10 protein-coding genes are annotated in these 14,757 nt (G+C 57.9%); 7 read left to right on the forward strand and 3 right to left on the reverse strand.

The window, feature by feature from the left end:
• Positions 1 to 336: 336 nt before the first annotated feature.
• Entirely contained in the window at positions 337 to 1,413 is a 1,077-nt protein-coding gene (gene mtnA / locus HU762_RS12180; RefSeq protein WP_186637060.1) for an S-methyl-5-thioribose-1-phosphate isomerase, read from the reverse strand.
• Between the two features lie 106 nt (positions 1,414 to 1,519).
• On the opposite strand from mtnA, the gene HU762_RS12185 reads away from it, so the two are divergent.
• The 5 genes from HU762_RS12185 to HU762_RS12205 all read left to right on the forward strand — a co-directional run bounded on the left by HU762_RS12185 (position 1,520) and on the right by HU762_RS12205 (position 6,504).
• Positions 1,520 to 2,851: a TRZ/ATZ family hydrolase gene (locus HU762_RS12185; protein WP_186637062.1), complete on the forward strand. Its 1,332-nt coding sequence runs from the start codon at positions 1,520 to 1,522 to the stop codon at positions 2,849 to 2,851.
• A 58-nt stretch (positions 2,852 to 2,909) separates the two neighbouring features.
• Entirely contained in the window at positions 2,910 to 3,608 is a 699-nt protein-coding gene (ubiG, locus tag HU762_RS12190; protein ID WP_186610487.1) for a bifunctional 2-polyprenyl-6-hydroxyphenol methylase/3-demethylubiquinol 3-O-methyltransferase UbiG, read from the forward strand.
• 4 nt (positions 3,609 to 3,612) lie between these two features.
• Positions 3,613 to 4,284 carry an N-acetylmuramic acid 6-phosphate phosphatase MupP gene (gene mupP, locus HU762_RS12195; RefSeq protein ID WP_186637064.1) on the forward strand — a complete coding sequence of 224 codons (672 nt, stop codon included), beginning with the start codon at positions 3,613 to 3,615 and terminating at the stop codon, positions 4,282 to 4,284.
• Positions 4,285 to 4,476: 192 nt separating this feature from the next.
• Entirely contained in the window at positions 4,477 to 5,217 is a 741-nt protein-coding gene (locus HU762_RS12200; RefSeq protein ID WP_186637066.1) for a YciK family oxidoreductase, read from the forward strand.
• 360 nt (positions 5,218 to 5,577) lie between these two features.
• Positions 5,578 to 6,504 (forward strand): GGDEF domain-containing protein, encoded by a 927-nt coding sequence (locus tag HU762_RS12205; RefSeq protein ID WP_186637068.1) that lies wholly within the window; start codon positions 5,578 to 5,580, stop codon positions 6,502 to 6,504.
• Between the two features lie 82 nt (positions 6,505 to 6,586).
• Here the strand turns inward: HU762_RS12205 and HU762_RS12210 are convergent, their stop codons facing one another.
• Complete coding sequence (locus HU762_RS12210; RefSeq protein WP_186637070.1) at positions 6,587 to 7,390, reverse strand: iron-containing redox enzyme family protein; 804 nt, start codon at positions 7,388 to 7,390, stop codon at positions 6,587 to 6,589.
• Positions 7,391 to 7,436: 46 nt separating this feature from the next.
• The gene (locus HU762_RS12215; RefSeq protein ID WP_186637072.1) at positions 7,437 to 9,896 is read right to left on the reverse strand and encodes an EAL domain-containing protein; all 2,460 of its coding nucleotides are present in this window, start codon (positions 9,894 to 9,896) and stop codon (positions 7,437 to 7,439) included.
• 285 nt (positions 9,897 to 10,181) lie between these two features.
• On the opposite strand from HU762_RS12215, the gene HU762_RS12220 reads away from it, so the two are divergent.
• Complete coding sequence (locus HU762_RS12220; protein WP_186637074.1) at positions 10,182 to 13,403, forward strand: hypothetical protein; 3,222 nt, start codon at positions 10,182 to 10,184, stop codon at positions 13,401 to 13,403.
• A complete protein-coding gene (locus HU762_RS12225) occupies positions 13,394 to 14,731 on the forward strand; it encodes a deaminase domain-containing protein (RefSeq protein WP_186637078.1) in 1,338 nt (445 codons plus the stop codon). The genes HU762_RS12220 and HU762_RS12225 overlap by 10 nt, the downstream gene beginning before the upstream one ends.
• The last annotated feature ends 26 nt before the right edge of the window (positions 14,732 to 14,757 follow it).

The following is a 14,757-nucleotide window of genomic DNA, read 5'->3' on the forward strand; positions in this document are numbered from 1 at the left end:
TCCAGATGGGACGAACGAAGCTCGCCGCTGCAGGACAAGTGCCGTGCAGCGACTTACGACAAATCAACGAGTTATGCCATGGATCTGCGCAGTAAAGGCCACCTCGCGAGGCAGCCCTGGAAACCGCCGGATGTTATCACAAGAGCCGCCACGCACCTATCCCCCAGATGCGCATGGTGCGTAGTTAGTTGACCGATGACAGGCTGATATTGGACGAGAGAGGCTTAGAAGCGCTGCGAATGCAGTTTCGTGGCACGATTGCAGCTCATTTGCTGCCTTTGCGAGCACCCTCGCGAGCTTGCTCGCGACGATGCTCCGACGGGCAACGCAAATGCCTCAATGCAAGCGCTTGCGACACATGAGTTGTGCCATTTTCGCGGCGTCTGGCCGCTCGACGATGCCCTTCTCCGTCACGATCGCATCGATCAAGTCCGCCGGGGTCACGTCGAACACCGGATTGAAGGCATCGGCATCTGCCCCGACCCGCTTGCCGCCGACTTCCAGCAGCTCGCGGCCGTCACGCTCTTCGATCGGGATATCGTCACCGCTGGCCAGGTTCATATCGATGGTCGAGCTCGGCGCCACCACCATGAAGCGCACGCCGTGGTGCATGGCGCAGACCGCCAACTGGTAGGTGCCGATCTTGTTCGCCACGTCGCCATTGGCGGTGATGCGGTCGGCACCGACGATGACCCAGGTCACGCCCTTGGTTTTCATGATGTGGGCGGCGGCGGAGTCGGCATTGAGCGTCACCGGAATGCCTTCGTTGGCCAGTTCCCACGCCGTGAGGCGCGAGCCTTGCAGCCACGGGCGGGTTTCGTCGGCGTAGACACGCTCGACCATGCCTTCGAGGAACGCACCGCGAATCACCCCGAGGGCGGTACCAAAGCCGCCGGTCGCCAGGGCGCCAGTGTTGCAATGGGTCAGGATGGCCTGGGCGTTGCCCTGGTGCTTGCGGATCAGGTCGACGCCCAGCTGCGCCATCGTCAGATTGGCCTCGCGGTCGCTTTCGTGGATTGCGATGGCTTCGGCTTCAAGGGCGGCCAGCGGTTCGGCGTGTTCTTTCAAACGCGCCAAGCGATCGCGCATCCGGTCCAGCGCCCAGAACAGGTTCACCGCCGTCGGCCGCGAGTCGGCCAGCAAGGCAAAGTCGATTTCCAGCGCCGCTTGCCAGTCGCCACCCTCGGCCACTCGCGCCCGTGCCGCCAACACCACGCCATAGGCGGCGCTGATGCCGATGGCCGGCGCGCCGCGCACCACCATCGAACGAATGGCCTCGGCCACGCCGGCGGCACTGGTGTAGGCGATCCAGTTTTCCTCGAACGGCAAAACACGCTGATCCAGCAGATAAAGAGCGCCATCACGCCAATCGATGGCCTTCACCTTCTCCGCAGCCAACAGTCGATCGCGCATCCTTCACCCCGCACTCATGAACAAAAGCCGCCGATTATAGCGATCCCTCCGCGAAGACGCTCGGGTATACTTCGCCATCCTTTATAACCCATGGAACCGTTCCACGATGCCCAAGCCTGCCGTTGCGCTCGACTTATTATTGCTGCCGACCTGGTTGGTGCCTGTCGAACCCGCCGGTATCGTGCTCAAGGATCACGGCTTGGGCATTCGCGACGGTTGCATCGTGTTCATCGGTCCACGGGCCGAAGCCCTGGAGTGCGCGGCCGCTGAAGTCCGCGAGCTGCCGGGCATGCTGCTCGGCCCGGGCCTGGTCAACGCCCATGGCCATGCGGCGATGACGCTGTTTCGCGGTCTGGCAGACGACCTGCCGCTGATGACCTGGCTCGAAAAACACATCTGGCCCGCCGAGGGTAAATGGGTCGACGAGGACTTCGTCCGCGACGGCACCGACTTGGCGATCGCCGAGCAGATCCAGGGCGGCATCACCTGTTTCTCCGACATGTACTTCTACCCCAAGGTTGCCAGCGAACGCGTGCATAACAGTGGCATCCGCGCGCAGATCGCCATCCCGATCCTCGACTTCCCGATCCCCGGCGCCGCCAGCGCCGACGAAGCCATTCGTCAGGGCATCGAGTTGTTTGGCGACCTCAAGCACCATCCGCGGATCAAAGTCGCATTCGGCCCTCACGCCCCGTATACCGTGGGCGACGAGAACCTGGAGAAAATCCGCGTGATCGCCGAGGAACTGGACGCGGCCATTCACATGCACGTTCACGAAACCGCCTTCGAAGTGCAGCAGGCTGTGGATAACACCGGCGAGCGGCCGATGGCTCGGTTGGCGCGACTGGGCCTGCTGGGACCGCGCTTCCAGGCGGTGCACATGACCCAGGTCAGCGACGAGGACCAGGCGCTGCTGGTAGAAAACAACTGCAGCGTGATCCATTGTCCGGAATCAAATCTGAAGCTGGCCAGCGGTTTCTGCCCGGTGGAACGCCTGTGGCAGGCTGGCGTCAACGTGGCGGTCGGCACCGACGGCGCGGCGAGCAACAATGACCTGGACCTGCTCGGTGAAACCCGCACCGCCGCGCTGCTGGCGAAAGCTGTCGCCGGTTCGGCCACGGCCCTGGACGCCCACCGGGCGCTGCGCATGGCCACGCTCAATGGCGCCCGGGCGCTGGGCATCGAAGCGACGGTCGGTTCGCTGGAGGTCGGCAAGGCCGCCGACCTGGTGGCCTTCGACCTGTCCGGCCTGGCCCAGCAACCGATCTATGACCCGGTTTCGCAGTTGATCTATGCCACGGGCCGCCATTGCGTAAAACACCTGTGGGTGGCCGGCAAGCAACTGCTGGAGGATGGCCGCCTGACGCGCATGGACGAGTCGCAACTGATCGCCACGGCCCAGGCCTGGGGACGCCGCGTCAGTGGCCAGAACGAATGACACACCCTTGAGCCAAGGCTCGGGTACCCGATTTTTCAAGTTTTTCGAGGATCTGCACATGAGCAACGTCGACCACGCTGAAATTGCCAAATTCGAAGCCCTGGCCCATCGCTGGTGGGACCGCGAGAGCGAATTCAAACCGCTGCACGACATCAACCCGCTGCGGGTCAACTGGATCGACGAGCGGGTCAGCCTGGCCGGCAAGAAAGTCCTCGACGTCGGCTGTGGTGGCGGCATCCTCAGCGAAGCCATGGCCTTGCGCGGCGCTACCGTGATGGGCATCGACATGGGCGAGGCACCCCTGGCGGTTGCGCAACTGCATCAACTGGAATCCGGCGTCAGCGTGGAATACCGGCAGACCACCGCCGAAGCCCTCGCCGAAGAAATGCCCGGGCAATTCGACGTGGTCACGTGCCTGGAGATGCTCGAACACGTGCCAGACCCCTCCTCGGTGATCCGGGCCTGCTTCCAGATGGTCAAGCCCGGCGGCCAGGTATTCTTCTCCACCATCAACCGCAACCCGAAGGCGTACCTGTTCGCAATCATCGGCGCCGAATACATCATGAAGCTGCTGCCGCGCGGCACCCATGACTTCAAGAAATTCATCCGTCCTTCCGAACTGGGCGCCTGGAGCCGCATGGCCGGGCTGACCGTCAAGGACATCATCGGCCTGACTTACAACCCGCTGACCAAGCACTACAAGCTGGCCGCCGACGTTGATGTCAACTACATGATCCAGACCCTGCGCGAGGAATAACTCGATGCGTCTCAAAGCGGTTCTCTTCGACATGGACGGCACGCTGCTCGACACCGCGCCAGACTTCATCGCCATCTGCCAGGCCATGCGCGCCGACCGTGGCCTTCCCCCCATGAACACGCAGCACATCCGCGACGAGATTTCCGGCGGGGCCCGGGCGATGGTCGCGGTGACGTTTTCCATGGACCCGGAGTCGCCGGGCTTCGAGGAGCTGCGCCAGGAATTCCTCGACCGCTACCTCAAGGGATGCGCGGTCCATAGCCATCTGTTCGACGGCATGGCCGAGGTGCTCGCCGACATCGAAGCGGCCAACCTGATCTGGGGCGTGGTCACCAACAAGCCGGTGCGTTTCGCCGAACCGATCATGCAGCAACTGGGTTTGGCCGAGCGTTCGAAGGTGCTGGTCTGTCCCGACCATGTGAAAAACAGCAAGCCAGATCCCGAGCCGCTGATCCTGGCGTGCAAACTGCTCGACCTGGACCCGGCCAGCGTGCTGTTCGTCGGTGATGACCTGCGCGACATCGAGTCCGGTCGCAGCGCCGGCACCAAGACCTGTGCGGTGACCTACGGTTACATCCACCCGGACGACAACCCTAAGCACTGGGGCGCGGATGTAGTGATCGACCATCCTTTGGCGCTGCGCGAAGTGCTGGATAACGCGTTGTGCAGTTGCTGACCTGACTTCTGCGATACCGCTCTTGTGGCGAGGGGATTTATCCCCGCTGGGGTGCGAAGCGCCCCCCTGTGGTCCACTGTTACCCCGCGGTGGCAGATACTTTTTTGGGGGAGCTTCGCACCCCAACGGGGATAAATCCCCTCGCCACAATTGCGCATCACCACGCATTTGTTCTGTTTCGTGAGGTTTTTTATGTTTGATTACTCCGCCCGTCCCGACCTGCTCGAAGGCCGGATTATCCTGGTCACCGGCGCCGGTCGCGGTATCGGGGCAGCTGCCGCCAAGGCTTACGCAGCCCACGGCGCTACCGTGCTGTTGCTGGGCAAGACCGAGGCCAACCTGACCCAGGTCTACGATGAAATCGAGGCGGCCGGTCATCCGCAGCCGGCGGTGATCCCCTTCAATCTCGAAACTGCCCTGCCCCATCAGTACGATGAACTGGCCGCGATGATCGAGACCGAATTCGGTCATCTGGACGGCCTGCTGCACAACGCCTCGATCATTGGCCCGCGCACGCCGCTGGAGCAGTTGTCCGGTGAGAATTTCATGCGGGTGATGCAAGTCAACGTCAACGCCATGTTCATGCTCACCAGCACCTTGCTGCCATTGCTCAAGCTGTCCAAGGATGCGTCCGTGGTGTTCACCTCCAGCAGCGTCGGGCGCAAGGGCCGGGCCTATTGGGGCGCCTATGGCGTGTCCAAGTTTGCCACCGAGGGGCTGATGCAGACGCTGGCCGACGAAGTCGACACGGTCGCGCCGGTGCGCTCCAACACCATCAACCCCGGCGCCACCCGCACCAGCATGCGCGCCCAGGCCTATCCCGGAGAGAATCCACTCAACAACCCGACGCCCGAGGACATCATGCCGGTGTACTTGTACCTGATGGGCCCGGACAGCCTCGGCGTCAACGGCCAGGCGTTCAACGCGCAATAACGGCCATTCCCGCGTCGCGGCGATTTACCGTCGCGACGCGCCCTCCTTCGAGGCGACACCCAGGCGAAACGCCAAGCCTCCGCCACACTTCCCCCCTCCCAGCGTCGGTTTTTGATCGCAAATTCTTGATTCGCCGACGGTTTTTTAATAGATGAACCGAATGGCACGACTTTCGCTCTAATCCTTTCAAACACGCCATGTCCGGCGAGTAGTGGACATCGAGATGGGACACGCCCGCCAGGGAAAGCGGACTAAACTCAACTCAATGTCCTACGGGACTGACGGATCAGTACGACGCGCAGCTAAAAGCCGCTTCACCCCGCCGGCCAGGATCGATTCAGTTCAGGGGCCTCAAGCCATATGAAAACGCCCACACAGACCAAGGCGATTGACTTCGACAGCGCCAAGTTGCAGCGCCTGGGTTTTGCCCAGCCATCGCCGCTCGTGGCGCGACCCGTCAGCCCGTCCCAATTGCGCCAACAGTTGGGTCAACAGTTGCAGACAAGCCTGGAGCCACAAAGAATCCTCGGCCTGTTCTTCCGCGAAGTTCAACGGCTGGTGCCTCTGGATGCCTTGACCTACCAGCACAATCCCAGTGATCTGCGCCTGGAGTTCGGTCAGCGCGGGCATCACAAGCTCACCTATAACCTCAGCCATGAAGGCGAGCACTTGGGTGAACTGGTATTTCGCCGCAATCAACGCTTCGCCGAGTCGGAACAGAGCGAACTGGAGTCGATACTGTCGACGCTGTTCTTTCCGCTGCGCAACGCCTTGCTCTATCGCGCCGCCACCCAGAGCGCCCTGCGCGACCCGCTGACCGGTACGGGCAACCGCATCGCCATGGACCAGACGCTGGAACGCGAAATCGACATGGCCAGGCGTCACATGCAACCGCTGTCGCTGTTGATGCTGGACATCGACCATTTCAAGCGCGTCAACGACAGCCACGGGCATGGCGTCGGCGACGAAGTGCTCAAGGCCGTTGCCGACTCGATCAAGCATCAGTTGCGCAACGTGGACATGGTGTTCAGGTTTGGTGGCGAAGAGTTCTTGATCCTGCTGGCAAACACCAGCCGGGATGCCGCGGCCCTGGTCGGTGAACGGCTGCGTTTCGCAGCTCAAGCGCAGGATTACTTTGCTGCTGGCACGAGGATCGAATTGACGGTCAGCCTGGGATGCTCGACGTTGCTGCCGGCCGAGTCAGCCGAGAGCCTGTTGCGTCGGGCTGACAGTGCGTTGTATGTGGCCAAGCGTGAGGGGCGCAACCGTCTGGCTATGGCGGGCTGACAGTCGACCTGGTTTGATGGGAGCGCGTCTCCCCTGTGGTAGCGAGGTTGCTCGCTTCCACAGGGGTGACGCTATCGGGGGATCAGCTTCCGGCTAACGCCAGACGCTCACGAGCGGCCGAAGGTTTTCCGGCAGCTTCCGATTGCTCCAGCTGCATGCATCGCTCCAGGAACAGGTACATGTAGTCGTAGCTTTTGCACACGGCCTGGCGCAGTTCCATTTGCAGCGCCTTGCTCGGGTTCATGCCCGCCAGCGTGCAGATGATTTCCAACGCTTCCCACGGATGAGCGTCGTCATATTGGGCGTGCATCTTCAGCCACTTCATGGCTCGCTTGCGGTCTTCCTCGGCGAATGCCGACGCATAGACTCCGTTGGAACACACCAGCGCCGACCACTCCCCGGTCGCGCCCTCGATGGCATAGTTGGTCGCAGCGATGGCCACGATCAGCGAGTCCGCCGAGCTGGTGTGCCAGCACCAATGACTCAGTGCGTGCAGTTCGGGCGGCACCTGCTGTGCTTGCAGGTCCTCGAGCGTCACGCCATGGGCTGCGCTCCAGTTCACCCAGTAGTCGGCGTGATTGAGTTCGACACGAATGTTGCGCATCAGCCAGCGACGCGCCATGTCCTCGCCGGGATGGCGGGCGAAGCGTGTCTTGGTGAGGTTCTGTGCCATGTATAAAGCGAACTGTTCAACGACCGGCCAACCACCGATAAGGTAGTGGCGCATGGTCTTGGCGCTGAGCTTGTTATCGCGCATGCGTTGATACAGCTCGTGTTCGACAACCCGGCGCTTGCTCTCGCTGCAATCGGCAATGAGCTGTTGTGCCCATTTTGGATAGCTTTCAGCGTCCATGAGCGGGCCTGTTCGGTTGAATGTCTCGATCACTGTCGGGCTCCTTTTGATTGTGATTTTCTGCGGACCAACGAGAGTTTCAGCGGAACGTGCCGGGGGCCTTGAATAACAACGGTTGAGGCCTGGCCGGCCGGCATTGCAAGGTGTCACAGGTAAACATCTGTGGCCGCTCGATAACATACCCCTGAGCGAAATCCACCCCGATCTCCAACAGCGCCTGTTCGATCTGTGCCGTTTCTACAAACTCGGCAATCGTACGCTTACCCATGACATGGCCGATGTGATTGATCACTTCGACCATTGCCCGGTTAATCGGGTCGTCCAGCATATCCTTTACGAAACTCCCATCGATCTTCAAGAAGTCTACAGGTAAATGTTTCAAGTAAGCGAACGAAGACATTCCGGCGCAAAAGTCATCCAGCGAAAAATAACAGCCCAAACCTTTGAGTTCATTGATAAATCGAATCGCGCTGCCCAAATTTGAAATTGCGCTGGTCTCGGTAATTTCAAAACAAATCATTTCTGGGGGGATGGAGTATGCCGCAAACTGTTTACGCAGGAAGTCCAGGAACGCCTGATCTCCTATAGTTGTGCCTGACAGATTAATCGCACACATGGCCAACGGCCCCTGTCGCGGTTCATTCAGGCATTGGCGAATGATCTTGAAGACATTCTCCACCACCCAACGGTCCAGCGAAGTCATCAGGCCATAACGCTCCGCGGCTGGAATGAAACTGTCCGGCAGGATCATCCGGCCCGCCTCGTCATGCAGGCGCAGCAGGATCTCAATGTGTCCGCCGCCATGGTCACCCGGGCCCAGCGCGGCAATTTCCTGGGCGTAGAGACAGAAACGATTTTCCTCCAACGCCATGTGCAGGCGTTGGACCCAAGCCATTTCGCCGAACCGCAGGGACAGTTCCGAATCGTCGGCATGGTAGACCTGGACCCGGTTCCGGCCCTTCTCCTTGGCCATGTAGCACGCCATGTCCGCAGCGCGCAGGGATGCTTCCAGCGTCGTCGGGCTCTGGGATATGTGCACCAGACCGATGCTGACGGTGGTTACGAATGGCCGGCCTTTCCAGACAAAATGCAGGTTCTGCACGGTCTGGCGCAGGCCTTCCGCGATTTTTTCCGCAGCCTCCGGCGCGCAGTTTTCCAACAAAATGCCGAACTCATCGCCACCCAGTCGGGCCAACGTGTCGTTTTCCCTCAGCCCCGATTGCAGCAAGGCACAAATATGCCGCAACAGTTCATCACCCGCCGCGTGGCCACAGGTGTCGTTGACCAACTTGAACTGGTCCAGGTCGAGGAACATCAAGGCGTGGCGCCCGATTTGGCGCGTCAGGTTATGCAGGGCCTGTTCGAGGCGGTATTCGAATTCGCGGCGGTTTGCCAGGCCGGTCAGGGCATCGTGCGTGGCCTGCCATGACAGGTTGGCGATGTACTGGCGCTCCTGGGTCATGTCATGCAGCACCAGCACCGCGCCGCTGACCTTGCCGGCATGGCGGATCGGCGCCCCCACCAGCGTGACCGAGACGGTGCTGCCGTCGAGCCTCTGGATCAGCTTGGAATGTTCGCTACCGCCGCCAAGTCGCCCGCTGAGGATGTGTTCGATCAGCGTCAGCCCCTCGGTCTGGGCGTTGTCGTCGAGCAAATTGAACAGCGCCGCCAGGGGCAGCCCCGCCGCATGCTCGGCTTTCCAATGGGTCATCGCTTCGGCAGCGGGGTTCATGTAGGCGATGGCGCCGTCGACGTCCGTGGTGATCACACCGTCGCCGATCGATTGCAGGGTGATTTGCGCCCGCTCCTTCTCCAATTGCAGCGCATTGGCGAAGACTTGTCGCTGGGCCAACAACTTATGCGTGCGCAGCAGTGCCAGGACGATCAGCCCCAAGGCCGTGGCGAAATTGGTCACCAGCAACAGGCGCAGGATGAAACGCGACCCTTCGCCCAGCGCATCGCTGAACGCCTTGGCAGCCGGCGTGACGGAATCGTTGATCGCGAAAATCTGCGCTTTCCAGCCGCGGACATCGGCGTCCGAGACCTCTCCCGCCGTGATGCTGCGATGCATCTGCCGGGCGACATTATCCAGTTCGGTCAGGTAGCCATCGCCAACCGTCCATAAATCGATGGCTTCTTCCAGGTAACTGAAATGGCGAAAATTGAGGTACAGCCAGATCAGGCTGGACACGTCGTCCGGATGGTTGCCACCTTGAAGAATCCCGGTCCGTGCCGCTTCGAGATCCGGCGGATCGCGGTCCAGGGCAACGCGCAAATCATGTCCGCCCTCGGGTACGGCGATGGCTTGTTGATACTTGCGAAAAATCGCCTCGTCACGGCTGTCGGCGTAGAGATTGAGATAATAGATGGCGTCTTTCTGGCCCTTGGACCAAAGGCTCTCCCCCGCCACGTAACCGCGAACCGCAGACAATACGTAAAGGCTGACCCCCCCAAGCAATGCTTGAAATAGCACAACAGCAATAAAGGGCCAGACGATGCCCAACAACCGTGGCGTTCCGAGCGTCCGCTTTTGCTTCATGAGGTCCCTTGCACAGATAGCAGCGATCGGCGTTGACGCCGGTCATCCCAGCAAGACTAGGAGGCGCAGCGGTTCCCCGCAAGAGGCGGCACATTTATTTGCTGCCCTGCAACCCCACGGACCTGGCGCAAGAGAAGGATCAGCAGCGCCTTTGGACACTCGCGCCCCGATAGTTTTGCCGCGATATACATATGTACCACAACCATTTTTTTCGGAGTGCTTTGATACTTCCCCCTGACATTGCGAATGATCGCTAACGGGGGCCCGTATTAACCACCGAGAACCATGGATATGTCATCACTACTCACTCTCGACCCGCCAATGGCCTCATCACTGGGCCCGGTCCCGTCCCCTGACGAAAAATATCAAGGCTTGTTGGGCGACTACGATTCTTTGCTTTCGCTGATCCGAAACACATCCCCCGAGAAGCTTGCCAATACCTTGATAAAACCAAAGCGTTGTTCTCCGATGTACTTGGAGGACGAGACCGGACAGCGCTCGCTACAAGCGTTGGCGCAAAATGAAGACTACCGGGCATCGTGCAAAACAGTAGGAGCCTCACCGCACCGTTTAACCGTCACGTTGAAAGACGGAAAAGCCGTCTACGAAACACAGTCGAGCGACAGCGAAGTCACCATTGCAATTCCGCTTGGCAAGAATCCCGTATGGGACGGGTGGCTTTCCAGTATTGAAAAAGCCGTTCTAAAACTTGGAGGCCAGATTCGTCAGAATGGCGAGGTTACGTTCGCAAGAATGGCCTGGTTCTACGGGATCCCGCTCCCCGATCCGCTGGATGATCAACAATGCGAAGCCGCGATCCAGGCACTGGAAGAAAAGCGCGCCCGTCATTCACTGGGACTGGGCGATGCATTCCGTCTCGACGGACTGGGTCACGGCTGCGCCGTCGAGGACAAGTCCGTCGACGATCTGATCATGGAAACGATGCGTGAACGCCTTCCCCAACTTCGCACATCATTACTGGCCCACCTCAGTTCGATAGACATAGCCAGCCTGACGATCCAGGACCTACGAGCGAAACCATCGTTTTATCTCGAAAAAATCCTGTTGTCAGAAGAAGCTGAGGCGTTGACGGAAGCCCTGTTGCGAGCCTTGGAATGGTACGGCGGTAATCACGGCGAAGACAGTGCTCCAAGCGTGCGAATCAAATTGCTGGTCAAAGCCATTGATCTTTGGTTGCGGGCAGGGAAACCCGAGCAAGATGGCGCTATCGCCGGCTATCAATGGCAGGCACCCTCCAATTGGGGCAAGAGCTACGAAGCGATATGGCTGGCGTTCGAGTCGCATCTACTTACTTCGAAACGCGCTTCATCGGTGAATGAATCCGTCCTGCTGGCCTGTTTGTATCGCTCATCGTTTCCCCTGGACTTCCAGATCCTGGACATTCCCTCGGAACTGCCCTACCGGAGCTCGACTGTCTGGGTCAACTTTGTCCATGGCGTCCAGCTTGCCAACACCCTTGATCCAACGCTGCTGCAACGATTGAGCGTTCAGCAACTGATTGACCTGCCCGCCGAATACATGGATGAAGGCAACGCCGAAGATCTAAAACTTGCCTCCCTGACCAGACTTCAACCCGCTCTGGACTGGGCGATCACCAATGGCTTCGTTCCTGAACGTACCGATGCAGACTACTCGGTGCAGACCCTCGAAAAGGTGATGCAAAAACTCGATGAGGCTATTACTCAATTGAGTAGTGCTATCACCGATCTCGACAAACGTCCGCCCGACAGACTGGAGATCGCGACACTTGAGCTGACCAAGCTACTTGGACATAGCCGTTTCTTGACGGAATGGAAACTGGAGAAAGAGGCCTCCGCATTCTCTACCGGGAGTGGTACATGGAAAAGCGGACCGCCAATCGACCACTATTATTCGCTTGTTGATATCTATGCCTCTGGAGAGTTGAGCAAGGCAAAATGGTACATCAACCCGCCATCTTCGGCGTGGTTAACCCTGTCCGAAGCGGGCACAGTAAATACCAATCTTTTCGGTCGCGGGCTCAAAGGAAAAGCACTGCCAAATATAAAAAACATATTCGACACCCGCTTCAAGGATTACATCAAGCTAATTAGCGGCGCCTACCAGCGATTGATCATTCACCAACTCGCGTCGCTTCCTTTGATTGATCGACGGGCATTGGAGTACGGCATCGTCAAGCTATACAGCCTCAGACAACCCACGGGTGATATCGGCGGCGTGATTGGAGTCGCAGAGGAAACGTTACCCCTGCGCGCTCGCTGCGGCTTTATTTTAGAAGCAACTTACGACGGCAAGGCAAGGTACTACGAACTATTGCCGCGAGCGGGTGTCATTCGTCCCCGGCTGGATATCATGCCGCACCATATCGGCGTCACTACAACGTTTGCAGTGCAGATGAATCTTGCCGAACAAATTCGCCCCGGCTTTTTTGGGTCGTTCCAAGATAAAAATACAGAGCTACCTTTTGATTGGAACGCTCACGTCAACGGAACAGTTCCCGAAAAAGATATGCAATGCCAAGCTATCATGGACCAGATGGGTGGCACGTTGGGTAGATTAATGAACAGTGATCTCCCCCACATTACACCTACTACCTTGGAATCAACGTCCATCCAGTCGATCGCCAAACATATTGCCGACCGCCTCCTTTTTATTGACGAAACGGAGTTGCGCCGCACCTGTTACGGCCAAACCAAATTTGAACGCCAACAGGCGAATCTTGACGGGGTAATAAGCGTAATAAAATCATTCATTCCATTCTGGGACAGCATAGAGAACCTGAGTTCAGGCAAACGAAAGAAAATAAATGAAGGTTTATTGGGTTTAACCTTAGACCTCGCAGCCTTCGTATTTCCGTTTGGGAAATTTGCGTCCGGTTCCATGAAGATAATCAGAGCAGGGGGCAAACTTACCCTCACAAAAAAACTGCCTTCGCTTGCACAAAAAGTAGGCGTTCTCCTCAATTCCACCTTGAATCCACTGGACGGTATTCCCTCGCTGCTCAAGGGGGGCGGCCTGGGCCTGTTCAGACTCAGCAAAAAAGGTTATCTCAGCCTCAAGAAATTAAGCGGCCGAGCAGGTCAATACGACCTTTTGAAAGGCGTGCCTCAAGCGACCGATCCGGGCCGATGGCGTCCTCTGTCGACAAAAGATCGACTGGCCACGGTCTATGAAATTGAAGATGCCCCGGTGCGCAATATCGCCTCCCACGGCAAATCCGACTTTCGCTTTGTCGACCCTTTGTCCACCAAACCCTACGGACCTACCCTGACGGCTGAACGTTCCGGGTTGTCGTTTGGCCCCTCCCGATACGACCTGTTGGGCAGAACCGAAACCGATAGCCTCTTCAAGATTCCTGACAATACTCGCGTGAAAGAAGTGCTGGAAGTCGACGGTAGCCGGACCTTCTATTTGGATGACGTTCCTTATCGATTGGAAGATGGCGCCCTGCGCAGGGTCGACACCTTGGACATCACTAAAAACTTTAGGAAATTGCCATGCCGCTAGATAAAACTTGCACTTTTTACTCACTGACCGGCGATGTCGCCGAGCGTCCTGCCCTGGGAACGGTCAGTTCAGAAAAGAGCTGGGCACCCTGGTTTGGCGACGTTCTCGTCGAACCAGCGAGAATTAGAGATAGAGCCATATTCAATTATCAAGGAAAGATATACGAATTCAAAAATGGCACGCACATCAGATATACAGGTAAACCAGAATGGATCTACCTGCCTACCAGAATCCCCAAACCTAAGCTAACAATAGACGTAACGATAGAATTCCAGACGGGTATATATGCCGGCATCAGGGTCACCGGCACCGCAGAGGGTATCAACGACGCCCATCGAATCGGGGCAATCATCGTGCCCTCTCTCGATGAGAAATTCAATTACATCTTCACCCGGCTAAATGACAACTACTACGCATTTAGACTCTCCGCCACGAATGACACCAAAACATTGAAACTGCTAAAACAGGAGCCCAGTGCGTGGGAAGAAGGATACGGAGCGGAGTTGAAACGAATCTATGACGGTTCACTCAATGCAAACAATGCCGCACGGGTACACGGTATAGAAAAAGTTGAACAAGCGCTGAAAAACATGGACGAGGTCTCAATCCCTATCGGCGTCACCCCAGACCCGCCCAAAAACATGAAATGGATAAAAGTCGACACCTCCCCTGCCGAAGCACTTCTATTTGATAATCGCACGAGAATGATTGCAGTCGAACTACCCAACGGCACCGCCTTATGGAGACCCGCCACATCCGCCCCATGGCAGGTAACGAACATGACCACTTCCGTTTTCGGCGCACTCTTTAAAAAAGAATCCCTTTCTATAAACGAGGCCATGAAAGAGCTAACGGGTATACTTCCAAGTTATAAAAAAAATATAGCAATCGCCCACCTTATCCTTGCTTCAGGGAAAACCGAAGTCTATGTCAGCGTCTCCGGCGTCAAAGATTTCACTCGGCGTTTACCCTTGTTCCGTTCCAACGCTAGACAAGTAGAAGTCAATGGAACCAACTACTTTAACGTGGATGATATTGCGGGCCCCATTGTGCCCACGTCCCTTTCAATCGGCCAAGATAACAGGGTGTTATCGATACCACATTCGAGTCGCTCGGACATACTGGGTCAAGTGACCTCTGCTGACAGCGAAAGCAAGCTGGTCGGTTTCGTCCGTGAAAAATATCCCAATAACGCAGATATCCGTTCAATGACCATTGCCACGACGCTGCCTCCGTGCGATTCCTGTGCAATCGTCATGAAGGAATTCGGTCATTCGCGTGGAGCAGATTCGTTGAACGTTACATGGGGTAAACGCCGTCAACCTTGAGAGCTGAAGCACGCGCTTCAACCGGC

The organism is Pseudomonas sp. SWRI92, assembly GCF_014268685.1.
GTDB lineage: Bacteria > Pseudomonadota > Gammaproteobacteria > Pseudomonadales > Pseudomonadaceae > Aquipseudomonas > Aquipseudomonas marvdashtae.

Excerpts from the sequence above, each read along its gene's own strand:
- mtnA (WP_186637060.1), bottom strand. The coding sequence starts at position 1,413 with ATGCGCGATCGACTGTTGGCTGCGGAGAAGGTGAAGGCCATCGATTGG.
- HU762_RS12185 (WP_186637062.1), top strand. The coding sequence starts at position 1,520 with ATGCCCAAGCCTGCCGTTGCGCTCGACTTATTATTGCTGCCGACCTGG.
- ubiG (WP_186610487.1), top strand. The coding sequence starts at position 2,910 with ATGAGCAACGTCGACCACGCTGAAATTGCCAAATTCGAAGCCCTGGCC.
- mupP (WP_186637064.1), top strand. The coding sequence starts at position 3,613 with ATGCGTCTCAAAGCGGTTCTCTTCGACATGGACGGCACGCTGCTCGAC.
- HU762_RS12200 (WP_186637066.1), top strand. The coding sequence starts at position 4,477 with ATGTTTGATTACTCCGCCCGTCCCGACCTGCTCGAAGGCCGGATTATC.
- HU762_RS12205 (WP_186637068.1), top strand. The coding sequence starts at position 5,578 with ATGAAAACGCCCACACAGACCAAGGCGATTGACTTCGACAGCGCCAAG.
- HU762_RS12215 (WP_186637072.1), bottom strand. The coding sequence starts at position 9,896 with ATGAAGCAAAAGCGGACGCTCGGAACGCCACGGTTGTTGGGCATCGTC.
- HU762_RS12220 (WP_186637074.1), top strand. The coding sequence starts at position 10,182 with ATGGATATGTCATCACTACTCACTCTCGACCCGCCAATGGCCTCATCA.
- HU762_RS12225 (WP_186637078.1), top strand. The coding sequence starts at position 13,394 with ATGCCGCTAGATAAAACTTGCACTTTTTACTCACTGACCGGCGATGTC.